The sequence below is a fragment of the Burkholderia sp. 4M9327F10 genome, assembly GCF_005503145.1.
GTDB lineage: Bacteria > Pseudomonadota > Gammaproteobacteria > Burkholderiales > Burkholderiaceae > Paraburkholderia.
The window spans coordinates 72,774-98,963 of record NZ_SCNV01000027.1 but is presented as its reverse complement, the minus strand read 5'-3'; the positions used below and the strand labels follow the sequence as shown (position 1 = coordinate 98,963).

General features: G+C 59.0%; 25 protein-coding genes. 2 read left to right on the top strand and 23 right to left on the bottom strand.

Annotated features, from left to right (window positions below; all coding sequences use genetic code 11):
* Nucleotides 1-5 precede the first annotated feature (5 nt).
* The 15 genes from FFS45_RS23170 to FFS45_RS23100 form a co-directional block, all read right to left on the bottom strand.
* Nucleotides 6-386, bottom strand: coding sequence for a GtrA family protein (locus FFS45_RS23170; RefSeq protein ID WP_137956959.1), 381 nt, complete (start codon nucleotides 384-386; stop codon nucleotides 6-8).
* The gene (locus tag FFS45_RS23165) at nucleotides 383-1,066 is read right to left on the bottom strand and encodes a class I SAM-dependent methyltransferase (protein WP_137956958.1); all 684 of its coding nucleotides are present in this window, start codon (nucleotides 1,064-1,066) and stop codon (nucleotides 383-385) included. The genes FFS45_RS23170 and FFS45_RS23165 overlap by 4 nt, the downstream gene beginning before the upstream one ends.
* The gene (locus FFS45_RS23160; RefSeq protein ID WP_137956957.1) at nucleotides 1,050-2,003 is read right to left on the bottom strand and encodes a glycosyltransferase family 2 protein; all 954 of its coding nucleotides are present in this window, start codon (nucleotides 2,001-2,003) and stop codon (nucleotides 1,050-1,052) included. The genes FFS45_RS23165 and FFS45_RS23160 overlap by 17 nt, the downstream gene beginning before the upstream one ends.
* The gene (locus tag FFS45_RS23155; RefSeq protein WP_137956956.1) at nucleotides 1,990-2,859 is read right to left on the bottom strand and encodes an NAD(P)-dependent oxidoreductase; all 870 of its coding nucleotides are present in this window, start codon (nucleotides 2,857-2,859) and stop codon (nucleotides 1,990-1,992) included. Before FFS45_RS23155 ends, FFS45_RS23160 begins: the two co-directional genes overlap by 14 nt.
* Entirely contained in the window at nucleotides 2,859-3,572 is a 714-nt protein-coding gene (locus FFS45_RS23150; RefSeq protein WP_212745754.1) for a sugar phosphate nucleotidyltransferase, read from the bottom strand. Before FFS45_RS23150 ends, FFS45_RS23155 begins: the two co-directional genes overlap by 1 nt.
* A gap of 8 nt (nucleotides 3,573-3,580) precedes the next feature.
* Nucleotides 3,581-4,579 carry an NAD-dependent 4,6-dehydratase LegB gene (locus FFS45_RS23145; protein ID WP_137956955.1) on the bottom strand — a complete coding sequence of 333 codons (999 nt, stop codon included), beginning with the start codon at nucleotides 4,577-4,579 and terminating at the stop codon, nucleotides 3,581-3,583.
* Nucleotides 4,580-4,732: 153 nt separating this feature from the next.
* Nucleotides 4,733-6,235 carry a mannose-1-phosphate guanylyltransferase/mannose-6-phosphate isomerase gene (locus tag FFS45_RS23140; RefSeq protein WP_137956954.1) on the bottom strand — a complete coding sequence of 501 codons (1,503 nt, stop codon included), beginning with the start codon at nucleotides 6,233-6,235 and terminating at the stop codon, nucleotides 4,733-4,735.
* 142 nt (nucleotides 6,236-6,377) lie between these two features.
* Nucleotides 6,378-9,725: a methyltransferase domain-containing protein gene (locus FFS45_RS23135; protein WP_137956953.1), complete on the bottom strand. Its 3,348-nt coding sequence runs from the start codon at nucleotides 9,723-9,725 to the stop codon at nucleotides 6,378-6,380.
* Entirely contained in the window at nucleotides 9,722-11,104 is a 1,383-nt protein-coding gene (locus FFS45_RS23130) for an ABC transporter ATP-binding protein (protein WP_137956952.1), read from the bottom strand. The genes FFS45_RS23135 and FFS45_RS23130 overlap by 4 nt, the downstream gene beginning before the upstream one ends.
* Nucleotides 11,094-11,918 (bottom strand): ABC transporter permease, encoded by an 825-nt coding sequence (locus tag FFS45_RS23125; RefSeq protein WP_137956951.1) that lies wholly within the window; start codon nucleotides 11,916-11,918, stop codon nucleotides 11,094-11,096. Before FFS45_RS23125 ends, FFS45_RS23130 begins: the two co-directional genes overlap by 11 nt.
* A 30-nt stretch (nucleotides 11,919-11,948) precedes the next feature.
* Nucleotides 11,949-12,842, bottom strand: a complete 894-nt coding sequence (gene rfbD / locus FFS45_RS23120) for a dTDP-4-dehydrorhamnose reductase (protein WP_137956950.1) — start codon at nucleotides 12,840-12,842, stop codon at nucleotides 11,949-11,951.
* Entirely contained in the window at nucleotides 12,839-13,390 is a 552-nt protein-coding gene (gene rfbC / locus FFS45_RS23115) for a dTDP-4-dehydrorhamnose 3,5-epimerase (protein ID WP_137956949.1), read from the bottom strand. The genes rfbD and rfbC overlap by 4 nt, the downstream gene beginning before the upstream one ends.
* Nucleotides 13,375-14,268, bottom strand: coding sequence for a glucose-1-phosphate thymidylyltransferase RfbA (rfbA, locus tag FFS45_RS23110; protein WP_137956948.1), 894 nt, complete (start codon nucleotides 14,266-14,268; stop codon nucleotides 13,375-13,377). The genes rfbC and rfbA overlap by 16 nt, the downstream gene beginning before the upstream one ends.
* A 10-nt stretch (nucleotides 14,269-14,278) precedes the next feature.
* Nucleotides 14,279-15,340, bottom strand: a complete 1,062-nt coding sequence (gene rfbB, locus FFS45_RS23105) for a dTDP-glucose 4,6-dehydratase (RefSeq protein ID WP_137956947.1) — start codon at nucleotides 15,338-15,340, stop codon at nucleotides 14,279-14,281.
* Nucleotides 15,341-15,617: 277 nt separating this feature from the next.
* Nucleotides 15,618-16,547 carry a GDP-mannose 4,6-dehydratase gene (locus FFS45_RS23100; protein ID WP_137956946.1) on the bottom strand — a complete coding sequence of 310 codons (930 nt, stop codon included), beginning with the start codon at nucleotides 16,545-16,547 and terminating at the stop codon, nucleotides 15,618-15,620.
* Between the two features lie 108 nt (nucleotides 16,548-16,655).
* On the opposite strand from FFS45_RS23100, the gene FFS45_RS23095 reads away from it, so the two are divergent.
* Nucleotides 16,656-17,510 (top strand): symmetrical bis(5'-nucleosyl)-tetraphosphatase, encoded by an 855-nt coding sequence (locus tag FFS45_RS23095; protein ID WP_137956945.1) that lies wholly within the window; start codon nucleotides 16,656-16,658, stop codon nucleotides 17,508-17,510.
* Between the two features lie 19 nt (nucleotides 17,511-17,529).
* On the opposite strand, the gene FFS45_RS23090 is transcribed toward FFS45_RS23095, so the two are convergent.
* The 8 genes from FFS45_RS23090 to FFS45_RS23055 form a co-directional block, all read right to left on the bottom strand.
* Nucleotides 17,530-18,411 carry a lysophospholipid acyltransferase family protein gene (locus tag FFS45_RS23090; protein ID WP_137956944.1) on the bottom strand — a complete coding sequence of 294 codons (882 nt, stop codon included), beginning with the start codon at nucleotides 18,409-18,411 and terminating at the stop codon, nucleotides 17,530-17,532.
* Between the two features lie 78 nt (nucleotides 18,412-18,489).
* Nucleotides 18,490-19,767 (bottom strand): dihydroorotase, encoded by a 1,278-nt coding sequence (locus tag FFS45_RS23085; RefSeq protein WP_137956943.1) that lies wholly within the window; start codon nucleotides 19,765-19,767, stop codon nucleotides 18,490-18,492.
* A gap of 27 nt (nucleotides 19,768-19,794) precedes the next feature.
* Nucleotides 19,795-20,835, bottom strand: coding sequence for an aspartate carbamoyltransferase catalytic subunit (locus FFS45_RS23080; RefSeq protein WP_137956942.1), 1,041 nt, complete (start codon nucleotides 20,833-20,835; stop codon nucleotides 19,795-19,797).
* 164 nt (nucleotides 20,836-20,999) lie between these two features.
* Nucleotides 21,000-21,542 carry a bifunctional pyr operon transcriptional regulator/uracil phosphoribosyltransferase PyrR gene (gene pyrR, locus FFS45_RS23075; RefSeq protein WP_137956941.1) on the bottom strand — a complete coding sequence of 181 codons (543 nt, stop codon included), beginning with the start codon at nucleotides 21,540-21,542 and terminating at the stop codon, nucleotides 21,000-21,002.
* Complete coding sequence (gene ruvX / locus FFS45_RS23070; protein ID WP_137956940.1) at nucleotides 21,529-21,969, bottom strand: Holliday junction resolvase RuvX; 441 nt, start codon at nucleotides 21,967-21,969, stop codon at nucleotides 21,529-21,531. The genes pyrR and ruvX overlap by 14 nt, the downstream gene beginning before the upstream one ends.
* Nucleotides 21,966-22,544, bottom strand: coding sequence for a YqgE/AlgH family protein (locus FFS45_RS23065; RefSeq protein ID WP_137956939.1), 579 nt, complete (start codon nucleotides 22,542-22,544; stop codon nucleotides 21,966-21,968). Before FFS45_RS23065 ends, ruvX begins: the two co-directional genes overlap by 4 nt.
* Nucleotides 22,545-22,745: 201 nt before the next feature.
* Complete coding sequence (locus tag FFS45_RS23060; protein WP_137956938.1) at nucleotides 22,746-24,143, bottom strand: hypothetical protein; 1,398 nt, start codon at nucleotides 24,141-24,143, stop codon at nucleotides 22,746-22,748.
* 187 nt (nucleotides 24,144-24,330) lie between these two features.
* Nucleotides 24,331-24,501, bottom strand: a complete 171-nt coding sequence (locus tag FFS45_RS23055) for a rubredoxin (protein ID WP_008342674.1) — start codon at nucleotides 24,499-24,501, stop codon at nucleotides 24,331-24,333.
* A gap of 294 nt (nucleotides 24,502-24,795) precedes the next feature.
* Here FFS45_RS23055 and FFS45_RS23050 point away from each other — a divergent pair, with 294 nt between their 5' ends.
* Entirely contained in the window at nucleotides 24,796-25,656 is an 861-nt protein-coding gene (locus FFS45_RS23050; RefSeq protein ID WP_137956937.1) for a hydroxymethylpyrimidine/phosphomethylpyrimidine kinase, read from the top strand.
* The last annotated feature ends 534 nt before the right edge of the window (nucleotides 25,657-26,190 follow it).

The window sequence follows — 26,190 nt, the reverse complement described above, 5'->3', positions numbered from 1 at the left end:
CTCGATCAGCTTGAAATCGGCGCTTTAAATACATAGTATTTATTCATAAAAAACGAAACGCCGACATATAAAACGCCCGCTAAAATTTGGCTCAACCCTTTATTGAAATTCACAATGTGAATTAGAAAAACCAAAAATGCGAAATTAGCGCTGTAGGCGATCGAAAAAACGACAAGGAATTTAAAAATCTCACCTGTGCGTTTTTTATTACTCTCAAACGTAAATTTTCGGTTTAAGACATACGACCCAGCAAGAGCAATCGCATAACCAAGAACGTTACTTATTTCAGGCGAAAATTTTATTGCATACATGAAAAAGAAAATTATGCAATAACCAAATCCCGTATTAAACAATCCAACCAAAAGGAAACGAACAAATTGCTTCATGTGTTATGCCTGGCTCGCACCCAATATTGCCCGCCAAGCGGTAACCAACCGAGTTTTGTTTCCAGGCCAGCCAGCATCGAAAAACGAGGCGGCACGAAGAGACAATATTCCGAGCGGCTAACCAGCAAATTCGCGGCGCGCAGAGTGTTTTTAAGCTCAGCCGGGTTCAACAGCACGGCATCTTCGTCATAAGGGCATGTATCGACGATTCGACGCGTCACCGGGTTATAAGGGTTGTGCTCGAAAACGAAAATATCTCCGGCTTGCGTCAGCCGATCTCGCAAAGTGCTCGCAGCCGATATCCGCTGATCGACGGGAATATGATGGAATACCCCAGCAACAAAAATGAGATCGAATTTTCCCATAGGAGTCGTGGCATCTTCCTCACAGATAAATTCAACGCCCGGATTTTCGCGCTCCGCCACATCAAGACTAGCTCTCGATATGTCTGATCCAACCACGGTCGCCTGATCGAAGGCTTGCTGCAGAAATGGAATGTTGCGACCAATTCCGCAGCCAAATTCGAGGACGCGTTTTACCGGAGTTTTGACCGCTTTCCGAACCAAATCAATCTTATAACGCGCAAAATATTCATCATTCGATGAGAAAAATTGCGTTTTCTCACCGAGCAATTCGTTATAGTTATCGGTATACTTATCAAAATCAACGCGCTTCGTCATGATAAATCTCCTCCTCTATTATATAACGAGGACGACGCTTGACTTCCTGATATATCCCACCGATATATGAACCAAGCACACCTATAACGATCAATTGCACACCGCTAAACAAAAGCAATAAAACCGCGATAGTGGTCCAGCCACTAGGTATGGAACGATCAATGAAATAACTTACTATGGCATATATTGAAAACAAAAACGCCAGGCAAGCAAATCCTACCCCCACAAATATCCCAATCTGTAAAGGCTTAGTGCTGAAAGATAAAATGCCGTCCGCGGCCAGCCGGATCATCCTGGACAATGAATATTTCGATTTCCCGGCAAACCTCGGTTCCGCAATATATTCGATTCCAACCTGATTGAATCCCATCCATGGAATAATGCCTCGAAGGAAGAGATTTTGCTCGCCAAAACCGTTAACCAAAACACTGGCTACTCGTTTCGATATGAGACGAAAATCCGCAGCATTTGCCGTTATCGGTACATTCGAAATCTTCGAAAGCAATTTATAAAATGTCTTACCCACGGCCTCCCTGATCAATCCCGCGCCCCCATTCTCCTGGCGCGTGGTATACACCACGTCAAAGCCTCGCTGGTATACAGAAAGCATTCTCGGGATCAACTCCGGTGGATGTTGCAAATCGCTATCCATCATGATGATCGCGTCAGCATCGAGTGATTTCTCGATACCCGCGAGCAGTGACATCTGATGGCCAAAGCGGGACGACAACGCGATCAGTTTGGATTTGGAATCACGCCGAACGATTTCCCGCAACACAGCTAGAGAGTTATCCGTGCAACGATCCAGAACAAACACGATCGTTGCCTCTATATTGGGTAGCGAGTCCAGGACAGCGCGAGTTCGGTCGTGAAAATGGCCTATAACCTCTTCCTCGTTGAATACAGGGGTAACGACAGAGATCTTAAGCTTTTCCACGCGCCCTCCAAGTTTCTAAAAGCATTGCAGTTCGCGCCACATTCGCGTAAATGACCGGGACATCATATCCGGTTCGATTTGATAACGCAGGAGCTTCGCGGACGATCTGCATATCGAGCCCATGCTCGGCCAGATTGCGCTCCAGTAACTCCCGCATCGTGAGTGGTCTACCACTTGCAACGTGATAGACGCACCCGGCTTCGCCGTGGGCCATGACCGCGGCGATTTGCTCCGCAGCATCGTCCAGCCTCAAATAGTCTCGTGTCGCGGATAAGGGACCCACGTCGATGGTAGATCGCCGACCCTGCACCACTTCCTCAATTTGCCGATATACGCGCCCGACAAATAGTCGTTCAGACAAGCCTCGGCCTTCGAGATTGAAAATCCGGGCGACGACAACGTCAACGCCTCGAGCCGCGTAAACGGTCGCCAGTTGCGTTTGCCACGCTTTGGTCAAGCCGTACACGGATACGGGATTTAACGCTCTCGTTTCTGAAACCGGGTTGTCAGAGGGCTCTACGGCGCCGTATTCGGCTGCCGACCCGGCCAAAATTACACGTGCCTTGGAATTCGAACGTTCTACCGCGTCGAGCAAATGTCGCGTGCTATCCACATTGACGGCATAGGCATCCGAAAACTCATTCCCGAAGGTAGCGGCGAGATGTATGACGACGTCTGGAGCAGTCCTCTCTAGTGTTGCGGAAAGTTGTGGAGTATCGCAAACGTTTAGTTGCACAGAAGACCCATCTCCCGATCGAGTACTAACGATCACTCGATAGTCACCGATCGCCTCCAGATATCCCGTCACGCTCCGCGCAAGCGCTCCATTTCCTCCTGTAACCAGGACGGTTTTCATCAAGAGATGCCCAGTTTCTCTGACAATTCAACGAAGTTTTCGTCCGCGTATTGATAATCGTCTGGCCGGCCGATGTCCAACCAATATCCCGAAAACGGACAGATGTCGATGCGACGAGAATTTTTAATTCCGTCAAGCATGAGATTATCAAAACCGTATACCGCTCCGCGTGGTAGCTCATTGATGACGGAGCGATTTATGCAATAAATTCCCATACTTACATCAACATCGATGATTGGCTTTTCTTCGAATCCGGTTAGCTGACGTGCCTCGTTATACCTGAGCACACCAAAATCGATCTTAACCTCGCGTTTGTACGCCGAAACTGAAATCTGACTTCCCGAATTAACATGTTGCTCAAAAAATTTCCGATAATCGAGATTGCAAAGAATATCTCCATTCATCACAAGGAAATTTTCGGGCAAATCATCAATGAGAGTTAACGGACCAATCGTACTTAGCTCGCCCTCCTCCAGTGAGTAGTCAATCTTCAAACCGAATCTCGATCCATCACCAAAGTAAGAAACAATAAGATGCGAGAGATGATTAACTGCCAGAGTAATATGAGTAACCCCGACCTTCGCCAGTTGCATGATAATAATTTCGAGAATGGAATATTTTCCACCCAACGGGACGAGAGGCTTTGGGATCAACGTTGTATACGGTCGAAGTCTGGTACCTTTACCGCCAGCAAGTATGATTGCGCGCATCATCGCCTCTGTCAGATATTGTATTGATTTGGTTTATAGCGCGACAAATTCCGCTCGTCCCGAAACCATTCAATCGTATCCCTCAGCCCCGCATATAAATCGAAGCGAGGACGCCATGACGTCAAATTCTTAATTAGAGTATTGTCACCAATCAACCGAAATACCTCAGACGCCTCTGGCCTAAGACGTTGCTCGTCAGTAAGAAGAGTTGCGGAAGGATTCAACTCTGAAATCAGGAAGGATGCAACATCACCGATCGAGTGTTCGATTCCGGTTGCGATATTAATTTCCTGCCCCACCGCTTCATCGGCTGAAGCCAACTCGATAAAGCCAGCTACCGTGTCAGCGACGTAGTTGAAATCGCGGGTGGGAGTGAGGCTCCCAACACGAAGCTGCGTCTGTCCCGCTAGCAGTTGCGTGATGAGGGTAGGTATCACCGCACGCGCCGACTGCCGAGGACCGTAGGTATTGAAGGGGCGCACAATCACCACGGGGGTATTGAATGAGCGATAAAACGATTCCGCTAGCCGGTCCGCGCCAATTTTCGTAGCGCTATAGGGGGACTGGCCTTGGAAGGGATGTTTTTCATCGATCGGCGCATATTGGGCAGTGCCGTAGACCTCCGATGTTGAAGTCACGATGACGCGCTGTGTACCAAGCTCGCGGGCGGCCTGCAGTACGTTCAATGTACCCTTGATGTTCGTGTCTACATACGAGTCCGGGGAATGGTATGAAAATGGGATAGCGATCAGTGCCGCCAGGTGAAAGACCACGTCACACCCAGTCATTGAAACGCGGACACCGTTCGGGTCACGAATGTCTCCCGAGAAAATTTCGACCTTTTCCAGTACTTCCTTCGGCAAAGTGTCCAACCAACCCAAGCTGTTGAAGGAATTGTAGAAAACGAAAGCTCGCACCCGGCATCCTCGCATCACGAGCGCCTCTACCAGGTGGCTGCCAATAAAGCCGTCAGCCCCTGTTACCAACACCGAAGCGTTTTGAATGTTCATCCTGATTGCACCGAGTTCTAAATAGTGAGGTGCGATCCCACGATACGCAGATACAGGGATCGACTGACAGACGAAGAGACTTAGGAGCCGAAAACAGCACGCAGGCACGCCGTGCGGTCAAGCTTACTAGCTTCCTATGTTCAAGGCGTGAAATTAACCGGTGACAGTGTCGCCCACCGCCGACGCATTCAACCGACCATAAACATCCTCGAAACGCACGATATCGTCTTCACCAAGATACTCGCCGCATTGGACTTCGATCAAGATCAGATCAACAACACCTGGGTTGGTCAGACGGTGCTTCCGTCCAGCAGGAATATACGTCGACTCGTTCGGCTGCAACTGCATCACTTGATCGTCACAAACAACATCCGCGCAACCCTGAACGACGATCCAATGCTCGCTGCGATGATGATGCATCTGTAGCGACAGCGACGCCCCTGGCTTCACGAAGATCCGCTTCATCTTGAAGCGTTCACCTTCTTCAAGAACCGTATAGGTACCCCACGGGCGATGCACCGTGCGATGAAGGACGCAACTCTCGTGTCCGTCGCGCTTCAGTTGTGCGACGATCTGCTTCACATCCTCCGCCCGCTCACGACTCGCAACAAGCAAGGCATCGGGCGTATCGACAATCACCAGATCGCGCACTCCAATTGCGCCGATGACTCGTCCTTGCCCGCGGATATAGCAGTCGTTCACCTCGTACAAAGCGGCAGCGCCTTCAACCCGATTGCCCTGGGCATCCGGCGGCGTCAATTCACTGACGGCCTTCCATGACCCGATATCGCTCCACCCAAGATCACAAGCCACCACCGACACGTTCTTCGAACGCTCCATGACCGCGTAGTCAATAGATACGTTCTCAACACGTTTAAATGACTCAATCCCCAACTCGACAACATAGCTGCCATTGGAGACACTGCGCGTGCCCTCGCCCACCGCGTTCGCGACGCAATCGGACATTCCCGGCACCCAGTTGTTCAGCTCTTCCAGCATCGTATCTGGCCGAAAACAGAACATCCCCGCATTCCAAAGATGGCGACCTCCGTCCAGGAAGCGCTTCGCCACGTCAAGGACGGGTTTTTCAACGAACTGCTTGACCGGTACGAGAGCCGTTGGCGCAGAAACACACTCATCTACTTCGATGTATCCATACCCTGTTTCTGGCCGCGTCGGCTGAATACCAAACACCACGATGCCTTTCGCAGATGCGGCCTGCGCAGCAAGCGTCGCCGCGGTCACGAAGGTATCCAATTTCTCAACCAACTGATCTGCTGGCATGACCAAAAGAACCGCGTCAGAGCCATGACGCTCGCGCGCTACGAGCGTAGCAGCTGTGATCGCCGCCGCAGTATTGCGGGGCACGGGTTCAAGCACGAATCCGAGCTCAACGCCGTCGACCTTCACTTCCGCGCAATCGTCCTTGACAAGAAAATAGGTGTCTCGATTCGTGACGATCATGACCTCGTCGACGCCCGGTAACGCACATGCGCGCAGATAGGCTTTTTGCAGCAGGCTTTGCCCATCCGAAAGCCGCATGAACGGCTTCGGAAATGCCTCGCGGGAGACGGGCCACAGCCTAGTGCCCGACCCACCGCAAATAATCACGGGAACCAGCTTCGTTACAGCGCCTGCGGACTCGATAACTTTCATGCTTCACCTCGCAATGGGGCAGCGTTCAACAGATGAGCGCACGAGATCGAAACCTGGCTGCCCGCTAAAAATTTGGGAGATGTTCGGCCTAACGCTGCAAAGCCAGTACACATCTCCTCGAATTTGGAAAGTCTAAACATTATCAGTACGCGTCCACAGGCGTGCCGGTATCAATATCCTGTGCCAAAGCACTTCGCATTGCTTCACGCGAGAAATGTGCTGCGACATATCCTCGACCGTCATGCGCGGCCTTGTGCCAGCGATCATCGTCGCGCATCAAAGCAACCACATCTTCCGCGAGTTGCTGTGCATCGTCCGTGACAGGAACAATCTCTTCCAAACCGGGAAGACCCTGCGCGCCAACCGGAGTGGTGACAAGCGGGACACCGAAATGCAGCGCTTCGACCACCTTGTTCTTCACCCCCGCGCCAAAACGCAATGGCACGATCACGACTCGCGCGAGATCGTATAACTCGGCGAGGCGCTCATCACTCACCCACCCGGTGACAGTCACGTTAGGCCCGGCGAGCGCCTTAACCTCGTCCGTCGGGTTTGAACCTACCAGCGTCAGGTGGACCTTCGGAAGTTCGACCAGTATGAGCGGCAGAATCGACGTCACAAGCCAGGTGGCTGCGTCGACGTTTGGTGGATGACCAAAGCCCGCGACAAATACGATATTGCTGCGCTCAAACAGTGCAATCTCCCCACTCGGATTCGGCCGTGCGTCGAAGAAATACCCGGGCAAGGTCCGCGCCGTCACACTCGGATCAAGCTGCTTTACCGTCTCAGTCTCAGTGGGTGACGGATAGTAAACGACGTCGACCTCTTTCCATATCTTCATCTCACGTACACGCTCTGCGTCGGACTGACGCTGTACCTTTTGATCGCCCGTAATCGCAAACTCACGTTGCAGGCGCTCGAAATGGATGTCATGCCCGTAATAGAGCAACTTTGCCCGAGGGGCGTGCTTGCGCAGCGGCGCGACTAAAGATTCACTTATGTGTGGCCGATTCAGGAACGCATAATCCAGCGAGCTGGCATTTTCCTTCGTCCATTCGTCGAACCCACCCACGAACTCCGCCCCGTAGAAAACCTCGACGCCCATTGCCTGCAAGGGCTTGACGTAGACTGGGTCGTACCAAAGATTCTCGGGCCAAAATTTGACGCTTAAGCCCATTTCCGTCAAAACGCGGATAACACACATCACTGATCGGGATCCAGCATCACGGTCCGGCTGCGGAACATAGTGATCCACGATGAGAATTGATTTTTTGCGGGCGCTTCGATCCCGTGCCACCGTTACGTGGGTGCCGTTCTCGAAGTGCTCCGTGTCCAGCACTTCGCGCCAGCGCTCACGCAGCTTCTGCTGGTTCACGACCTGGTATGCCTTAATACCGGTTCCGGTGTCAGTGCCGTGAGAAATACCCTCGTAGTGGATGATGACGGATTCGGGTTGGTAATAGACTTTCTTACCCGTCGTCCGCACTTTGAACGCGAGGTCCGCATCTTCGCAATAGGCTGGAACATAGTGCTCGTCGAAGCCACCCAACTCGGTGAACAGATCACGTCGAATCAGAAGAGAAGCGCCCGAGCAATAGTCCACTTCCTTGACGTAGTTGTAAGCGCTCTTGGACGGATCATCGAGTCGCCCGAAGTTCCACGCGGAGCCGTCCTTCCAGAAAATCCCGCCGGCCTCTTGAAGACGGCCGTCCGGATACACGAGCTTCGAACCGACCATGCCGCAATCCGCCCGGGTTTCGAACAGATCCACCATGGAGTCGATCCACCCCGGTGTGACTTCCGTATCGTTATTCAGAAAGTAAACAAACTCGCCTTGCGCATGTGAAGCCGCGTAATTGCACGACCGAACGAAACCGAGATTCTGAGGGTTCAGCACGAAGCGGATACCTGGAATCTGTTGCATCCGCAAGATGTCCGCATCGCCGGATGCATCCTCTGCGACGATGATCTCAATTGTCGCGACAGGCTGGTGCTCCGCAATCGAACGCACGCAAGCCAAGGTATGCGGGAGATTGCCGTAGGTAGGAATGATCACCGAAACACGCGGTGAGTCGACCTGCGTGAACTGCAAGCTGGAAAGCACGCTATCGATGTCGGCTGGCGCAATGGGACCTTTGCCCAGCACGCTGGGCACCGGTTGCCCCTGGCGTTTCCAAGCCTCGTAGTACACAACGCCCTCGAATAGCGGGCCCGCGACACGGAAGATCACATCCGCTGCCTTGGCCTTTTGGCGGGGAGTCAGCGGGAGAGCTTGATATACCGTACGAGCCCATTTTCTTGCATAGGGTCGCAGCGGTTGCAGCATTGGCGCAAACTCGCCTCGGGCAGCACGCCTCAATCCTCGGATCGGTCGCGTGACCTTCCACGAGGTGGAAGCGTACAGTTCATTAAGCTTCGCTTGCAGCTGGCCGACGCGCACTTGCAGCTCGTCACGCTCATTCCGCATTTTCTCGAATCCCACACCAGAAGCCAGCGACTCAAACGCTTCCCGAGCTTGCTGCGCGTCTCGTCTAGCAAGATCCGCTTCGAGCGTAGCTTCCTCAGCTTTTCGCTTTGCAGCCTCCAGGCCCTCCAGACCGCCGGCGGCGAGATACTGCGCTACCTGAGCATCAAGCTCCAACGCCCACTTCGTGCGATCATCGAATTCGGCTTGCAGCCGGTAAATCTCTTTGTCTCTCGCCGCAATTTCATCAACCTGGCGGTTTGCCCATTCGATTATCTCGCCTTGCCTCGCATATAGATCACTTCCCTCTTCGAAAAACACAGACGCCTGAAGTTTCGAAGGCACGGATCCGCTGTCCTTCGAGCAAACAGCCAGGAAGTACATGATCGAGTCGAGCTTCGGGGTGCGGGCATCCACCACGTCATCGCTGAGCGTGTGAGCCGAATAAGACGTATCGCGTTGATCTTCAGGAACGATGATCGAACTCGTCGCCAACCGTTGGCCGAAGTAGGCAACCTTGGCAAAGTGGCGCTTTACGAGGGCATCGAGTTCTTCGAAATACAGCTCTTTAACGTGAAACTCATTCTGATAATTTCGATCGTCGGAATATACCTTCTTATTCGGCGAAGACAGAAGAAGAAATCCACCCGGTCGAAGCACACGATGAATTTCCGAGAGCATCTCCTCCTGCTCCAACAAATGCTCGATCGTTTCAAAAGAGACAACTGCATCGAAGGAAGCATCTGGCAAGGGAAGGTCGCTGGCGCTGCCATTCAAAAAAGCAAGATTTCCGACAGTCGAATACTGCTCAGTCGCATGTGCAACCGCATCTGACGAAATATCGACGCCCGTGACAGTCTTCGCTGTTCTCGCGATGATCGCTGAACCGTAGCCCTCGCCACACGCCACATCGAGAACGTCTAGCCCCGCGAGGCTCTGCGACGCCCAAGCATAGCGATGCCAGTGCTCATAGCGGATGTCGCCCGCCTCGGTCGGAATGTACCGCTCGCCGGTAAACTCGATCATGCCACTGACCTCTCTTTTTCAACGCTAATACGCAACATAGGAATACCAATCAGGCCATGGCGCATCGTGCTGTCCACGGCGCGGAATTGCAACGCATCGTGTAGCCAATGCTGTTGTGTATGATCGAGTTGGGTCCCGGATGCGACCGCAGTGTCAATTGAATACGCGCCAACAGGCATAACGGGCATGCGAAACTGGAACGAAGCGCGAAACTGATCTTCCGCCGCACCCTCGATCAAATCCTCATAACTCAGGTGGGTGTTGTCGCCGAACAGGCGCTGTCCGAGACGATCCTTCACATAGAAACCGAAAATCAACCCCGAAAGCTGGGCATGAACGTCGACCCTGATTTCGAGCGTGACCAGTTCCCCGCCCTGCAGAATTTGTGTCGGGTTTCCGTCTTCGTCAAGTAACGCAACGTGAACGATCGACGCACCTCCAGCGCCGAACGCGCTCTTATCCGCGTCCGGATCGAATTCAAATACTTGAGTTACATTGCGTCCCTTCAATTCCTCAAGCCTGACATCCACGACATCCAGCGCCTCCATTTTGGCGCGCGCCCGCGCTTTCTTGACTGCGCTCACCGAGACGCCCTGTGCCTTCCGGTCGAGCACGTGTTGCTCTGCGAGATAGGCCTCGACTACTTCCTTTGCCGAACCGTCCATACGGACAGAACCATGGTCAAGCCAGACCGCGCGTGAGCATAAACTCGTGACCGCCCCGACGTCGTGACTGACGAACAGGAGTGTCCCGTTCTTCTGGAACTCCCGCAGGAATCGCATGCATTTCTGCGTAAATCGCACGTCGCCAACGGACAGCGCCTCGTCCACGACGAGCACATCGGCGTCGACGTGCGCAGCGATCGCAAATGCGAGGCGGACATACATACCGCTCGAGTACGTCTTCACCGGTTGCGAAACAAAATCACCGATCTCCGCGAACTCAATAATCGACTCATACCGCTCCTTCAACTGCTTCTCGCTCAACCCGTACAGCATACCGCTCAGGTAAACGTTCTCTTCGCCCGTGAACTCCGGGTTAAAACCCGCACCGAGCTCGAGCAGCGCGGCTACCCGGCCATTGCGCTGGACCTGCCCCTGTGTCGGAAACAAGGTGCCGCAAACCAGTTGCAGGAACGTCGACTTACCTGAACCGTTCTGGCCAATGATTGCAACGGTCTCGCCGCGGGCAATGGTCAGGTCAACGTTCTTCAGCGCCCAAAACTCGCGAAAGTACTCCTTGGGCTGTCGACCGGTCATTCGCGCGAGGCGCGGCAGGATCATCTGCTTCAGGCGGTCCTGTGGGGCACTGTAAATTTCATAACGCTTGCCGAGACCACGTACCTCGACAGCGGTTTCCTTCACGCTATCAGAGCACATCAGCAAATCCCTTTCGCGTTTTTTGAAACCACAACAATCCGAGCGATGCGATCACGTAGGCAACCACGGCATATATCGCCCACCCCATCCAATCGACCTGCCCGCCCCAGATTGCGACGGTGCGAATCTGATCAATGACGAACGTCAACGGATTCAGCATGATGACGGAACGCAAACGCGGCGGCACAGAAGTCAACGGGTAAAAGACCGGCGCCATGAACATCAGTAGCGACGACACGATACCCATCACCTGCCCCAGATCCCGCATGAATACCCCGAACGACGCGAGAAACCACACTAATCCAGCGATCAGCACTACGAAAGGCAAAAGGATCACGGGAACGAAAATCACCGTCCACGGAATATGTCCCTGCCAAAACAGGATGGCGACAAGAAGGATTACCGAAGCGACCAGCATGTGAAACAAGGCCGTCCCGATCGCGATCCAAGGTAAAGTCTGAAGGGGAAAGACAACTTTTTTGACGTAATTCGGGTTACCGACAACGAGCATCGGCGCGCGCGTCAAACACTCCGAAATGAGGTTGTGCGCAAGAATGCCAACGAACATCACAACAGCGAATTCAATATGGTCGTCAGATGCCGCGCGCCATCTGGACTTAAACACAAACCCAAACACAAACGTGTAAATGCTCAACATCAACAGCGGCGTAATGAACGACCAGAAGAGCCCGAGAAACGAACCCTTATAGCGGCCAGCGACCTCGCGCTTGACGAATTGCACAATCAGATGCCAATTCTCAGTGAGCGAGTACACGACTGCCAGCGGATGCAGCAGCCGATTTGGTGTTTCCATACCTGTTCCTGTTTGCAATGCGGGACGCGCTTACTGCCCCAGAAGATCGTCCAGCGCCAACGCGAGCCCTTCGCGCCAGTCGAGGCGACCGAGCCGGAAGCGTCGGTCGAACTTATCGTTATCGAGAATGGAATACTGTGGGCGGCGTGCCGGCGTCGGATAGGCATCCGAGGTAATCGGCTCGATCGTGGCCGCCTTGATGTCCAGTTTTCCGGACGCACGCGCAGCCTCGATAATTGCGCTGGCAAAGCCGTGCCACGTGGTCTGGCCCGCTGCGGTCATGTGAAACAGGCCGGACTCGAATTCGCCGGCGGCGCGCTCGCGCTGCGCCTGGGCGACAACGTGCGCCGTCAGGTCGGCAATCATGCGCGCGGAAGTCGGCGCTCCAGTCTGATCCGCCACCACTCGCAGGCTGTCACGCTCGCCCGCTACCCGTAGCATGGTGCGCAGGAAGTTTCGGCCTCGTGGGCCGTAGACCCACGTGGTGCGCAGGGTCAGCCAGTCTCCATCCACCGCTTCGATCGCGCGCTCGCCTTCCAGCTTGCTGGCGCCATACGCATTCAGCGGCGCCACCGGATCGGTCTCCACGTATGGCGTACGCGACGAGCCATCGAACACGTAGTCAGTCGAATAGTGAAGCATCAGCGCGTTCTGCTCACGCGCAGCCTCGGCGAGCACGCCGACCGCTTCAGCGTTGACCCGGTGAGCCAACGCCGTCTCCGTTTCTGCGTTATCAACCGCGGTATAGGCCGCAGCATTGACAATCACATGCGGCCGCACGGACGCAACCAGCCTGGCGAGCGTCTCGGGCTTCGCCAGATCGGCTTCCTGGCGGTCGAACGCAACCACGTCGCCGAGCGGCGCCAGGGCGCGTCGCAACTCCCACCCCACCTGTCCGTTGCGGCCCGTCAGCAAAATCCTCATGCGAACACCTCGGCTTCGCTCAGCACGCGTCCTGCTGCATCCTTCGCGGCAACCTGCGGCTCGCCGTCAAGCGGCCACTCAATCCCCAGCGCCGGGTCGTTCCACAGCAGGCTGCGCTCGAATTCCGGGTACCAATAGTCGGTGGTCTTATACAGAAACTCGGCGCTCTCGGAGGTGACGCAAAAACCGTGCGCGAAGCCCGGTGGCACCCACAGTTGCCGCTTGTTGTCCGCCGACAGCGACACACCGACCCACTTGCCGAAAGTCGGCGAGCTGCGCCGGATATCCACCACCACGTCGAAGACTTCGCCGGACACGACACGCACCAGCTTTCCTTGCGGGTGCTGAATCTGGTAATGCAGGCCGCGCAGCACGCCCTTCACCGAACGTGAATGGTTGTCCTGAACGAATTCGGCGTTCACACCCGTCTCGCGGGCGAATTCGCGTGCATTGAAGCTTTCGTAGAAGAAGCCTCGTGCATCGCCGAACACTTTAGGCTCGATGATCTTGACGTCCGGCAGCGCCGTCGCAATTACATTGATGGCCATGCCAAGGGGTCCGAAAGTAGATTTTGGAGGTAGCGCCCGTAGGCATTCTTCGACAGCGGTGCGGCCAGCTTTTCGAGTTGTTCGGCACTGATCCAGCGGCGCCGGAACGCAATCTCTTCGGGGCAAGCCACCACGAGGCCCTGGCGCTTTTGCAGCGTGGCAATGAAAGTCGCCGCGTCGATCAGCGAATCGTGCGTGCCGGTATCGAGCCAGGCGTAGCCACGCCCCATGATCTCGACATTCAGTTGCCCGGCGCCCAGGTAACGCGAATTGACGTCGGTGATTTCGAGTTCGCCGCGCGGCGAAGGCTTGATGTCAGCGGCGATATCGCAGACCTGCTTGTCGTAGAAGTACAGCCCCGTCACTGCGTAGTTGGAGCGCGGCTTGGCCGGCTTCTCTTCGATCGATAGCGCACGGAACTGCTTGTCGAACTCCACCACGCCGTAGCGCTCGGGATCGTGCACGTGATAAGCGAAGACGGTGGCGCCGTCTTCCTGCTGATTGGCACGCTCGAGCTGCTTGGCGAGATCGTGGCCATAGAAAATGTTGTCGCCGAGAATCAGCGCCGACGGATCGTTGCCGACGAATTCACGGCCAATCAGAAAGGCCTGGGCAAGCCCATCCGGCGACGGCTGCACCGCATACTGGATGTTCATGCCCCACTGGCTGCCGTCGCCGAGCATCGTCTCGAAGCGCGGCGTGTCTTGCGGCGTGGAGATAATCAGCACATCGCGAATCCCCGCCACCATCAGCGTGGACAGCGGGTAATAGATCATCGGCTTGTCGTACACCGGCAGCAGTTGCTTCGAGACGACGTGCGTGATCGGATACAGGCGTGTGCCCGAGCCGCCAGCGAGAATAATGCCTTTGCGCGCCATGACGTTACCTTTACGCGCGCTGCGCGTAGTTGGTCTCAACCCACTTGCGGTATTCGCCCGAAGCCACTTCGTCGACCCACTCCTGATTGTCGAGATACCAGCGAACCGTCTTTGCCATGCCGGTTTCGAAGGTTTCGGCCGGCTTCCAGCCCAGTTCGCGTTCCAGCTTGCGAGCATCGATTGCGTAACGGCGGTCGTGACCGGGACGGTCTGTCACATACGTGATCTGCTCGCGATACGAGCCGGTGGCCTTCGGACGCTGCTCATCGAGCAGATCGCACAGCGTGTGCACGACCTCGAGGTTCTTCTTCTCGTTCCAGCCGCCGACGTTGTACGTTTCGCCGGGTACGCCACGCTCAAGCACTTCGCGGATCGCGCTGCAGTGGTCGCCCACGTACAACCAGTCGCGCACATTCTGGCCGTCGCCATAGACCGGCAGCGGCTTGCCGGCCAGCGCGTTGGCGATGATCAGCGGAATCAGCTTTTCGGGAAACTGGTACGGGCCGTAGTTGTTCGAGCAGTTCGTCGTCAGTGTCGGCAAACCGTAGGTATGGTGATACGCGCGGACCAGGTGGTCCGAACCGGCCTTGGTTGCCGAATACGGGCTGTTCGGGGCGTACGGCGTGGTTTCCGAGAACTGCGGGTCGGTCGCGGAGAGCGAGCCGAACACCTCGTCGGTCGAAACGTGCAGAAAGCGGAAGGCTGCCTTGTCTGCGTCGCTCAGCGTGTTCCAGTACGAGCGGGTCGCTTCCAGCAGCGTGAAGGTGCCCACCACATTGGTCTGAACAAAATCGGCGGGACCGTGGATCGAACGGTCGACATGGCTTTCGGCTGCGAAGTGCAACACTGCGCGCGGCTTGTGCTCCGCCAAAAGCGCGTCGAGCGCTGCCCGGTCACAGATATCGGCTCGTACGAACACATGGCGCGGGTTGTCCTGCTGCGACTTGAGCGTGCGCAGGTTGCCTGCGTACGTCAGCTTGTCCACATTGAGGACTGACTCATCCGAGGCGTTCAACCAGTCAAGCACGAAATTGGCGCCGATAAAGCCGGCACCGCCCGTTACCAGGATCATGAAATTCCCTTCAAGATGTTCATAGCCGCCGCGACCCGACTTGTCGATCCGGTCACCCGCATTGTGGTCGTATGGGACGCTTATGATCGCCTTACGCCTGCGCCCTATATTAAAAATGGCGCCAGTGACCGCCATTTTATGAAGCCCCGATTATAAAGCGGCAGCGGGCAAAAACTAGACACCTAACAACTTGAAACAGCTTGACAAAATTCCCATAAGAATGGCATGAAAAAAACAAATATCTCCTCAACTCTGCCCAATTCCGCGCCATCTCCTTTCAAGCCGCCAACATCCACCCCAACGTCTCCCGAAACCCGATCGCCTCCACCCCCGGCACCAGCGCGCGCAGCCTGGCGGGCGAGCCCACCAGCACCTTCACGTCGGTCTGCCTCACAAATGCCGGATTGACGCGAACCTCCAGTTCATGCCCGCTGATTTCGCTGGCCATGGTCAGGATTTCCCTAAGGGTATAAGGCTGCCCTGTACAAATATTGACAATTTCCCCAGCAGTCTGACAATCCAGCAGCGCTTCATAGGCCCGCACCACATACCGCACGTCCGAAAAGTCCCGCGCCACGTCGATATTGCCCAGCGAGATCGCTGGCTCACGCCGCGCGAAATGCTCCACGATCTTCGGCACCAGAAAGTTCGAGGTCTGCCCCCGGCCGGTATAGTTAAACGGCCTGACAATCAGGATCGGCAGCCGGTCGAACCATGTGCGCACCATCGCTTCCATCGACGCCTTGCTCGCCGCATAGTGGTTCACCGGCGCCACCGGGAAGCTCTCGTCAATCGCGTCGCTGGTGACGTTGCCATAGACATTCGCACTGCTCGCAATCAGCACCTTGCGCGGCGTATGTCCCACATCCGCGCAGGCCTGCAGCAGGTTCAGCGTACCCAGCACGTTGACCCGGTAGAAATCGAGCGCGTCGTCGTGCCCCACAAAGCTGATTGCGGCGAGATGCACGATGTAATCGGGCCGCACCTCCTCGATCACGCGCCGGCACTGTTCAAGCGAGGTGATATCCAGCCGGCGCCGCGACGGCGTTTCCGGCGCACCCTCGCCGGCCACGGTCTGCGTGACCGCATGGCCGCTGGCAAGCAGATTGCTGATCAGCCAGGCGCCGGTAAAGCCGCTGGCTCCGGTAACGAGTGTTCGTGTCAGGCGTTCAGCGTGCTTCGCTGGCTTCGTCGTTGCGTCGTTCACCCACGTCCTCCGTTGCTTACTGCGTCGCAATACCGTCGCATCAAACGGGCTATTATGTCACGCTACCATGTAGCTCCTTCCGCCTGTGCGTACCTGATTCCGCCCCAGATGACCGTTTCCAGCCTCTCGTATTCCGCACCCCTTGCCTTCGGTGACCTGCAAGGTTGCCGCTCCCAGTTCCAGCAACTGCTCGCGAAGGCCGCGCCGTCGCCCGATACGCCGCTCTGGTTCGCCGGCGATCTCATTAATCGCGGCGACCAATCGCTCGCCACGCTGCGCGACATCATCGCGTTAGGCGAACGTGCCAAGCCGGTACTGGGTAATCACGATCTGCATCTGCTGTCGGTTTCGGCTGGTATCCGCAAATCAAAAAAGGGCGACACGATCGACGACATTCTCGCCGCGCCGGATGCGGAAGATCTGCTGCACTGGGTCCGTCACCGGCCGCTCGTGCACTTCGAGAACGGCATGCTGCTGGTGCATGCGGGCGTGCTGCCGCAATGGGACGTGGCGCTTACGCTGGAACTCGCCGACGAACTGCAGCGCGCGTTGCGGGCGCCGAACTGGAAGGAAACGCTGGCGGGTCTGTACGGCAATGAGCCGAATCGCTGGAAGCCTGGCCTGAAGGGCATCGACCGTCTGCGGCTGACCTGCACCGCCCTCACGCGCATGCGCTTTTGCAATCTGGACGGCGCGATGGACTTCACGACGAGCGGCGGCCTCAATTCGGCGCCGCTCGGTTACATGCCGTGGTTCGATGTGCCGTCGCGCAAGACGGCCGATATCACCGTGGTGTTCGGTCACTGGGCCGCGCTAGGCCTGATGATGCGCGACAACCTGATCGGTCTCGATTCAGGCTGTGTCTGGGGCGAAAAGCTGTCCGCGGTGCGGCTGGCGGCTGACCCGGCTGAACGCACGCTCACCCAGGTCGAATGTTCGGGCTGCCGCGCCTCGGCGGACTAGCAGACGCGCAAGCAGCGGACTACGCTGACTGCCCGCGCCGGTCGACGCCGTCGACCGGCGTCTTCGCCTGAGACGCTACAACACCTGCTGCATCCGCAGCGCTGCCGCTCCCGCTTTCGAGCGGAGGAGCGGAAGCGGGCGCCGCGGCCGACGCCAACGCTGGCGCATCACCCTGAAGACCACGCAAGGCCGCTCCGACGGCCTGCTCCGCCTGGGCCGCCAGCGTGCGCCGGTCGACGCCCGACGCCAGCGCCTCGCCCACATACACGTGCGCCGTCAGTGGCCCCCCGCGCAGCAGCGCGTCGAGCGACTGGCCAAGCGAGAGGTCGTCGATATACGCGGGCGCGGTCGATTGCCGGCCCTGCGCGTCTTCGTACATCAGGCAGATCGGCTGCACGGGGCTACCTGCCGAGACCGCCGCCTGAAACATATTGGCGTGGAACGGCAGCAACGTGAGCCCATTCGAGGTGGTGCCCTCGGGGAACACGCACATCAGTTCACCCGCACTGAGCCGGTCCGACAGCTCATGCATGATGCGTTTCGCATCACTACGCTTCTCGCGCTGGATGAACACCGTGCCCAGTTGCTGCGCGAGCCAGCCCACCACCGGCCATTTGCGGATTTCGGCCTTCGAAACGAACGGTGTCGGCCGCCAGGCGTTGATGACGTAGATATCGATCCACGAAATATGATTCGCCACCACCAGCGCACCGGCATCGAGCCGTGCGCTGTCGTTGTGGACCACGAGGCGCATGCCGCACAGCCGCAGCATCTTCAGCGACCACGCGCGGTTGAGCGCCTCGCGCTCGGCGGCGCTCGCGCGTGGAAAGCGCGTCGCCACTGTCCACATGCCGTGCAGCAGATGCACGATCAGTCGGGCCTTGCGAAGTGCGAGCTTCATGGTTGGAGCTTTCCGTGTCTGGGGCTTGGTCTATCGGTAACGGGCAGGTTGGCTGCGGGATCGGCAAGCGGCGCAGAATCAGCGCTGTTCGAACGCCACGTGTCCCGCAACGATCGTCGCCCGCACGCGGGCCGGCAGCTCGTAGCCGAGAAACGGCGTGTTGTGCCCCTGGCTCTTCAACGCACGCGGCTCGACGCGCCAGTGAGCGTTATGATCGAAGAGACACAGATCGGCCGTTGCGCCCAGCTCGACACGTCCTGCGTCCAGCTTCAGCACCCCAGCCGGCGCGGCGGTGATGCGCTTGAGCGCCTGGGCCAACGGCACGCCCGCTTCTTGCGCCCACTTCACCGTCAGCGACAGGAACAGCTCCAGCCCGGTCGCACCCGGCGTCGCTTCGGCGAACGGCAGCAGCTTTTCGTCGTCGTCGACGGGTGTGTGGTCCGAACAGATCGCGTCGATCGTGCCGTCCGTGAGGCCCGCGCGGATCGCTTCGCGATCGCGCTGCGAGCGCAGCGGCGGGTCCAGCCGGAACTGCGCGTCGAAGTAGCCGATATCCAGGTCGATCAGGTGCAGATGGTTCACGGTCACGTCGCACGTTACCGGCAGGCCTTCGGCCTTCGCTGCACGCACCAGCTCGACACCCGCCGCCGAGGACAGATGCGACAGGTGCACGCGCGCTCCGGTCACGCGGACCAGTTCGAGGATCGTATGCAGCGCGATGGTCTCAGCCGCAACCGGCACGCCCGAGAGCCCCAGCCGCGACGCCAGCGCGCCGCTTGCGGCAACGCCGCCCTTGCCGAGGTAGGCATCCACCGGGCGCAGCCATACGGTATAGCCGTACGTTTTGGCATATTGCAGCGCGCGCAGCAGCACCTGTGTGTCCACCACCGGCACATCGGCCTGTGAAAAGCCGACGCAGCCCGCTTCGGTCAGTGCGACCATCTCGGTGATGACTTGGCCTTTGAGGCCCACCGTGAGCGCGCCGAGCGGATATACGTGCGCCTGGTTCAGGTTGCGCGCGCGGAACTTGAGCATTTCGACGAGACCAGGTTCGTCGAGCACCGGATCCGTATCCGGCAGGCAGACGAGGCTCGTCACGCCGCCTGCGAGTGCGGCGGCCATTTCGGAGTTAAGCGTCGCCTTGTGTTCGTAGCCCGGCTCGCGCAGCCGCGCGGCGAGGTCCACCAGACCCGGCGCGACCGTCAGGCCGGTGGCGTCGAGCGTCTTCTCGGCCTGAAAATCCGCCGGCGCGGTGCCGAGCGCGACGATCTTGCCCGCCGCAATGAAAACGTCCTGCTGCTGTTCGGTGCCGGCCGCCGGATCGATCAGCGTGCCGCCTTGAATATGAATCTTCATGCGCTGCCTTTGTTGTACTCAGTCGTCTCAGTCGTTGTTGCCGGCTACGATGCCCATCACCGCCATCCGCACTGCAATGCCGAACGTCACCTGGTTCAGGATCACCGATTGCGGACCGTCCGCCACCTGCGAGTCGATCTCGACGCCGCGGTTCATCGGGCCCGGGTGCATCACGATTGCATCGGGCTTGGCCAGCGCGAGACGCTCGGGCGTCAGCCCCCAGCTCTTGAAGTACTCCTGCGCCGACGGCAGCAGCGCACCGCTCATCCGCTCGTTCTGCAGACGCAGCATGATGATCACGTCGACGTCCTTGAGGCCTTCGTCGAGGTTATGGAACACCCGCACGCCCATCTGCTCCAGGCCACCCGGCAGCAAGGTGCGCGGGCCGATCGCGCGGACTTCCGGCACGCCGAGCGTGGTCAGCGCATGAATGTCCGAGCGCGCCACCCGCGAATGAAGGATGTCGCCGACAATCGCCACCCGCAGATTGGTGAAGTCCTTCTTGTAGTGGCGGATCGTGTACATGTCGAGCAGACCCTGGGTCGGGTGTGCATGACGGCCGTCGCCGGCGTTGATCACGTGCACATGCGGCGCGCAATGCTCGGCGATCAGATACGGCGCACCACTCGATGCATGGCGCACGACGAACATGTCGGCATGCATCGCGGACAGGTTATTGATCGTATCCAGCAGCGACTCGCCCTTGCTGGTCGACGAGGCATTGATGTTCAGGTTGAGCACGTCGGCCGACAGGCGCGTTGCCGCGATCTCGAAGGTGGTGCGGGTGCGCGTCGAGTTCTCGAAGAACAGGTTGAACACCGACTTGCCGCGCAACAGCGGCACCTTCTTGACCTCGCGGTCCGTCACGCTGACGAACTGCTCGGCGGTATCGAGAATATGCGTGACGATCTTGCGCGGCAGGCCTTCGATGGTCAGCAGATGCTTGAGCTCGCCGTTCTTGGTGAGCTGCGGGTTGCCCTTCAGGAAGCCATAGCGAAAGCGGTCCGGCGAGGGGGTAGCGCCGGTGGTGTCCTGAGGAACCTGGGGAGCCTGAGTAGCGGTATTCATGGGGTACCTGATTCAAACGTGTACGAGTCGACGCGGATCGCGCGTGGACTGCCCGGCTGTGCCGCGTGATGTATCACATGAGCGGCGATCGGGCCGCCGCGGTGAGATGCAACATGATTGTTTTGGGTGCGTACGCCGTGGCAAGCGGAGCGCGCACCGCGCGCTCAATCGGCGCGTGCTTCGGTGCGAAACGTGAAACGCTCGGCGCCGCTCTCACTGCTCCCGCCGCTATCGTCGCGCGCGAGCACGAGCGTTGCGTCGGCCGGCACATTCACCACACCGCCGACAAAGCGCGCTGCCACCGGCAACTCGCGGCCGCCGCGATCGGCGAGCACGGCGAGTTCCACCGAGGCGGGCCGGCCGTAGTCGTACAGCTCGTTCAGCGCGGCGCGCACGGTGCGGCCGGTGTACAGCACGTCGTCCACCAGCACGATGCGGCGCTTGTCCACTTCGAACGGCAACGAAGTCGGGCTCGCCTGCGCGTGCAGGCCTTTCTTCGCATAGTCGTCGCGATGCAACGCCACATTGACCACGCCGAAGCTGCCGGCGTTCAGGTCGCGTGCCAGACGCTGCGCGAGCCACGCGCCGCCGCTATAAATGCCGGCCAGCACCGCGGCATCCGGGCCGCCGTTGAAGTGCTCGCCATACGCGGCACGAATCTGTTCGAGCAGGGCGCCATATAGCGCCTCGGCGTCAATGAAACTCATGATCGTCGGAAAGTCCGTCTAGATATTGCTGGAGGATGATGCAGGCGGCTTCGGCGTCCAGCATGTCGGCGCGGCCCTTGCCGGCGCGGATCTCGGCCTTCGCTTCGACTGACGAATAACGCTCGTCGACCCAGCTCACCGGCAGATTGAAGCGGCCGTTGAGCTGGTTGCCGAAGCGTTTCGCGAGTTGGGTCATTTCGTGAGGCGCGCCGTCGGGATGCATCGGCAAGCCGACCACCAGCGCGTCCGGCTTCCATTCGGCAATCAGCTTGCCGAGTTCCTCGAAGCGATACTCGCGGTTGCGGTTTTGCACCACCACGAGCGGCCGTGCGCTTCTGGTCAGCGAATTGCCGACCGCCACGCCAATGCGTTTTTCACCATAGTCGAACGCCAGCAGCGTTGCCGCCCGTCCGGCCGGACTGCTCATGCGTGACCTGCTTCGCCGGAGAGCATGGAGAGGGAAATGCCAAGCAGCGCGAGGGCCGCTTCGAGACGCTCTTCAGCCGGCACGTCGAACACGATCTTCGGATCGGCTTCCACGGTCAGCCAGCCGTTCTTCGAGATCTCTTCTTCGAGCTGGCCCGCGCCCCAGCCCGCGTGGCCGAGCGTGAGCAGGAAACGTTCCGGGCCATTGCCGCTCGCCACCGCCTCGAGCACGTCTTTGGAGGTGGTCATCTCCAGGCCGCCGGGCACCGACATCGACGAGGTATACGGGCTGCCGTCCTTCGGGTAATGCAGCACGAAACCGCGCTCGGTTTGCACCGGGCCGCCGAAGTACACCGGGACATGCAGCAAGGGCTCGATCTCCAGCTTGAGATCGATGCGACTGAAGAGCGCTTCCAGATCGATGTCGGTCGGCCGGTTGATCACGAGGCCGAGCGCACCGCGCTCACTGTGATCGCAAAGGTAGACCACCGTTCCTGAAAACGTGGGGTCCGCCATGCTCGGCATGGCGATCAGGAACTGGTTGGTCAGATTGATGCGATCGGTACTCTTGGACATAGTTCGGATTTTAGCAAAGACGATGCGGAATGGCGGGCTTTGAGCGTGGGCAGACATGGTTTGCCGCGATCCATGGACTGCGGATCATGTTGCCACTCTATCACGCGCTTACACGTTGCCAACGGTGCGTTTTCGGGTGCGCATCCGGGCATGCCACACGTTGGCGCCCAAGTACCGGTTCCGCAAGCGGGCACACGGCACTCAGCCTTGCTCGATTGCCCGCGTCAGCGCGGCTAGCGCCGGGCCCGCGGCCGGCGGCGCGACTCCCGCGGCAATCGTATGCAGCATGGCCCGTAAGGCTTCGGCGCCCTGCTCGAGCGCGCCCGCATCCGGCGCCACGCTGCCTGGCGTCGAAATTCCTGCGTAGGCGCGCCGCCGCCATGCCAGCCCGAGCGCGTCCGCGAGCAGCGCGACGTGGCCAAGGCCTAGCGCACAGGCCGCCGCGCCGAGCCGGTAAGCGGCGTCGCCCGCCTGCAGCGCCTCGCCCGGATCGGCCTTGTCAGGATGGCCGGTGCCCCGCGCATGCTCGGCAAGCGCAACGATCGCGGCATCGCCGGTCTGCAGGAAATCTTCATAGGCATGAGCGTTGACGGTCAACACGCCCAGCTCGCGCGTGCGCGCTTCGCGCAAACCGGCGCCGAAGCCCGGCTCCTGAGCGGCGCCCTCCTCCCACAACGCTTCCGATTCCTGCGAGCCGGCCACATGCCAGTCCACCGTCAAACCGTAGTCGCGCAGCAAGGCGACCGGTTCGGCGTCCTCGGCGGCTGCACCGAACAAGGCATAGTCGCGCCACAGCAGCGCCAGGGTCGCGCGCACCAGCGAGCGCGAGGCCAGCGGCAAGCCCCGCGCATGATCGGCCAGCGCGAGGTTGCAGCGCGCATGAAAGCGCCGTGCATCTGCGTCTCCGACCAGGTGACCGCTCACGCGCAGCGAGTTTGCGCACGCCGAAGCGAGACGCCAGAAATCATACGGATCGGGACCGGCGAGTTCGGCGAGGCAGGCATCCAGTTCATCCAGCGCGGCACGCGTCAGCGCCGCGACCGCGGCGCTGGACGCGCCATCGCTCGAATGAGCCCGCAGGACCGGCAGCAGAGCGCGCTCGTAGCGGGCCCGCAGGTGCGCCAGCCGCTGCCCTGGCTGCGTGCTGAACGAGACCGGCGGCAATGGCCTTGCAGCCAGCGCGAGATCTTCGAAAGTCACGCTGTAGCCGGGGGTGTGCTGGGCAATCAGCGCATTGAGCGCGTGGTAATGCGCAAACAGAGAGGGGGAGCAGGACAGTTCACGCAGGTTGTGCCGCCCGATCGCCGCGCGCAGATCGTTCAGGGCCGCGCTGAACAGACGCCGCGCGTCGGATTCGCCAGGCGGCTCAGCGGCCGTCAGCGGCGACACCAGCAGCAACGCGTCCGCGAGCCGCTGCGCGCCGAGCCAGCCCGCTTCGCGCAGCGCATGCACCGCGCGCAGCAGCGCCGCCGCCGGGTTGCTGCGCTGCTCGAGCGCCAGTTGCGCTTCGGCAAGCGCGAGTTCTGCGGGACGGACCGAGCCGCCACGCGGGTTCGGCAATGCGTCGAAAGAGCCGGGGGATGCGGATCGAGGGGTCATGGGCAAGCAGCATGAACACTGACAGGCCGGCGCACGGCCGTGCGCGCCAAGGAGCGCCCGAGCCCGCGACAGTACGATGACGAACTACCGTTGCGGCAATGCACGAACCGATTTGCTCCGCACTGCCGCGTCGCGCAGCCAACGACCGTGCTCACGCCGCCGTTCGGACGCGCGACGCTCCCGATGGTCAGATCTGGACCATCTCGAAGTCTTCCTTGCGGGCGCCGCATTCCGGGCAGGTCCAGTTAATGGGCACATCTTCCCAACGCGTGCCCGGCGCGATTCCTTCATCTGGCAAACCGGCTTCTTCGTCGTAAATCCAGCCGCAGATCAGGCACATCCAGCTTCTATATTCCATTCGTGTGTCGCGTCAAAAAGGGCGTTGAAACGAGAGCCATGATGGTACCGTGTTGCCGCCCCAATGCCTAGCAATCCAAAGTCGCCATGGTAACGCTTCCGCGGCGCGGCGCCCGCGACGCCGGACAAGGCGCCGGACCCGATACGGCGGCGTGCCCCGGTTCTGTGCGTAAAGCCCTTCGCGGATGCGAAAAAACGCCCCGGCCGCGCTTTAGGCCGCATAATTGAGCCGACTACGTGCCCAGTGCGCGCTTACATTCGCTCCTTATTGGCTTCTTTCCTGCCCACCATTTTCATGCCCAGCGACACTCCTCCGATCGTTCTCACCTTCGGCCTCTCCGATCCGACGGGCGGCTCCGGCCTGCAGGCCGACCTGATGACACTGGCCAGCATGGGCTGCCACGGCGTCAGCGTGCTGACCGGCTACACCGTGCGCGATTCGGCGAGCTGCGACGAAGTCACCGGGCTGGACCCGGAAGTCGTCGCCACCCAGGCGCGCATGCTGCTCGAAGACATGCCCATTGCCGCCTTCAAGGTGGGGGCTGCCACACGGGCGGAAGTGGTGAGCGCAATCGCCGAGGTCGTGGCCGACTACGACGATATCCCGCTGATCCTCGCCCCCGACTTCACGCTCGACGACGAGCACGTGCTCGCGGCGGACGAACTGCGCGAAGCCATCGCCGACCTGCTCGCGCCGCAAACCACCCTGCTGGTGGCCGATCACGCCACTCTGCTGGCACTCGCCCAGCCGGATGGCGACGCCGAAGCACCGAGCCTCGATGCAGCGATTTCGCATCTGCTGTCGCAAGGCTGCGAGTACATCCTGTCCACCGAAACCGGTACGCACCGCCTCGTCAATACGCTGTTCAGCGACGACGGCCAGTTGCGCCAGGACATGTGGGATCGCGGCGCTCACCGCATCATGGGCCTGACCGATACGCTCGGCGCGGCGATTGCCGCGCTGCTCGCGAACGGTCAGGAACCGGCCGAAGCGGTACGCGAGGCGCAGGAGTATCTGTATCAGGCCATGCGCAGCGCGTTTCGCCCCGGCATGGGCGCGTATCTGCCGGACCGCTTTTTCTGGGCGCGTAGCAGCGACGAAGAAACGCCGCTCGGCAGCGCGAAGGATGCGCCGCCGGGAGAAGCGCGGCATTGAATCGCGATGGGCGGTTCGGGCCAGCCGGCCCGGCCGCTCGACCCCGGCTTTCGGGTCCTTGCGTCTGCGGCCTCTGCCTTACATTGCACCTACGCTGCAACCCCCTTCTCTTCCCCCGTCGCACACTCCCAGTTCGCTCCCGGATCGGTTCAAATCGGACCTGAGGGTTTATGCATTTTTGAGCACGCGCAAACGTTTTCGTATCGCTATCATAGCGATCAGCCACGGGGTCGGGCCGCCTTGCCATGACCCCGCGGCCAATGTCAGGAATGCCTTACACCTGTTTCACCGATGTTTTACAAACGTAATTAACCGTTACAGCTCAAATGCTTATGATCCGGTAGAATTTACGAACTGTAATGTCGTGCGTTGCACTCATGTCCCCACGAACCCTATCGATTCACCCACCGGAATACGTTCCAGTAGGCGCTCTCGGTTCGGACGGTGGCGCGACTGAGATAGAGCGCATCGGTCCCCCCAACCGGCATCGGCCTCAGCGGAACGCGTTAAATTGAATAATCCGCACGTATCCTC

Bases quoted from the DNA above. Each gene is read 5' to 3' on its own strand.
- FFS45_RS23170 (WP_137956959.1), bottom strand. From the start codon at position 386: ATGAAGCAATTTGTTCGTTTCCTTTTGGTTGGATTGTTTAATACGGGA.
- FFS45_RS23165 (WP_137956958.1), bottom strand. From the start codon at position 1,066: ATGACGAAGCGCGTTGATTTTGATAAGTATACCGATAACTATAACGAA.
- FFS45_RS23155 (WP_137956956.1), bottom strand. From the start codon at position 2,859: ATGAAAACCGTCCTGGTTACAGGAGGAAATGGAGCGCTTGCGCGGAGC.
- FFS45_RS23150 (WP_212745754.1), bottom strand. From the start codon at position 3,572: ATGATGCGCGCAATCATACTTGCTGGCGGTAAAGGTACCAGACTTCGA.
- FFS45_RS23145 (WP_137956955.1), bottom strand. From the start codon at position 4,579: ATGAACATTCAAAACGCTTCGGTGTTGGTAACAGGGGCTGACGGCTTT.
- FFS45_RS23140 (WP_137956954.1), bottom strand. From the start codon at position 6,235: ATGAAAGTTATCGAGTCCGCAGGCGCTGTAACGAAGCTGGTTCCCGTG.
- FFS45_RS23135 (WP_137956953.1), bottom strand. From the start codon at position 9,725: ATGATCGAGTTTACCGGCGAGCGGTACATTCCGACCGAGGCGGGCGAC.
- FFS45_RS23130 (WP_137956952.1), bottom strand. From the start codon at position 11,104: ATGTGCTCTGATAGCGTGAAGGAAACCGCTGTCGAGGTACGTGGTCTC.
- FFS45_RS23125 (WP_137956951.1), bottom strand. From the start codon at position 11,918: ATGGAAACACCAAATCGGCTGCTGCATCCGCTGGCAGTCGTGTACTCG.
- rfbD (WP_137956950.1), bottom strand. From the start codon at position 12,842: ATGAGGATTTTGCTGACGGGCCGCAACGGACAGGTGGGGTGGGAGTTG.
- rfbC (WP_137956949.1), bottom strand. From the start codon at position 13,390: ATGGCCATCAATGTAATTGCGACGGCGCTGCCGGACGTCAAGATCATC.
- rfbA (WP_137956948.1), bottom strand. From the start codon at position 14,268: ATGGCGCGCAAAGGCATTATTCTCGCTGGCGGCTCGGGCACACGCCTG.
- rfbB (WP_137956947.1), bottom strand. From the start codon at position 15,340: ATGATCCTGGTAACGGGCGGTGCCGGCTTTATCGGCGCCAATTTCGTG.
- FFS45_RS23095 (WP_137956945.1), top strand. From the start codon at position 16,656: ATGACCGTTTCCAGCCTCTCGTATTCCGCACCCCTTGCCTTCGGTGAC.
- FFS45_RS23090 (WP_137956944.1), bottom strand. From the start codon at position 18,411: ATGAAGCTCGCACTTCGCAAGGCCCGACTGATCGTGCATCTGCTGCAC.
- FFS45_RS23085 (WP_137956943.1), bottom strand. From the start codon at position 19,767: ATGAAGATTCATATTCAAGGCGGCACGCTGATCGATCCGGCGGCCGGC.
- FFS45_RS23080 (WP_137956942.1), bottom strand. From the start codon at position 20,835: ATGAATACCGCTACTCAGGCTCCCCAGGTTCCTCAGGACACCACCGGC.
- pyrR (WP_137956941.1), bottom strand. From the start codon at position 21,542: ATGAGTTTCATTGACGCCGAGGCGCTATATGGCGCCCTGCTCGAACAG.
- ruvX (WP_137956940.1), bottom strand. From the start codon at position 21,969: ATGAGCAGTCCGGCCGGACGGGCGGCAACGCTGCTGGCGTTCGACTAT.
- FFS45_RS23065 (WP_137956939.1), bottom strand. From the start codon at position 22,544: ATGTCCAAGAGTACCGATCGCATCAATCTGACCAACCAGTTCCTGATC.
- FFS45_RS23060 (WP_137956938.1), bottom strand. From the start codon at position 24,143: ATGACCCCTCGATCCGCATCCCCCGGCTCTTTCGACGCATTGCCGAAC.
- FFS45_RS23055 (WP_008342674.1), bottom strand. From the start codon at position 24,501: ATGGAATATAGAAGCTGGATGTGCCTGATCTGCGGCTGGATTTACGAC.
- FFS45_RS23050 (WP_137956937.1), top strand. From the start codon at position 24,796: ATGCCCAGCGACACTCCTCCGATCGTTCTCACCTTCGGCCTCTCCGAT.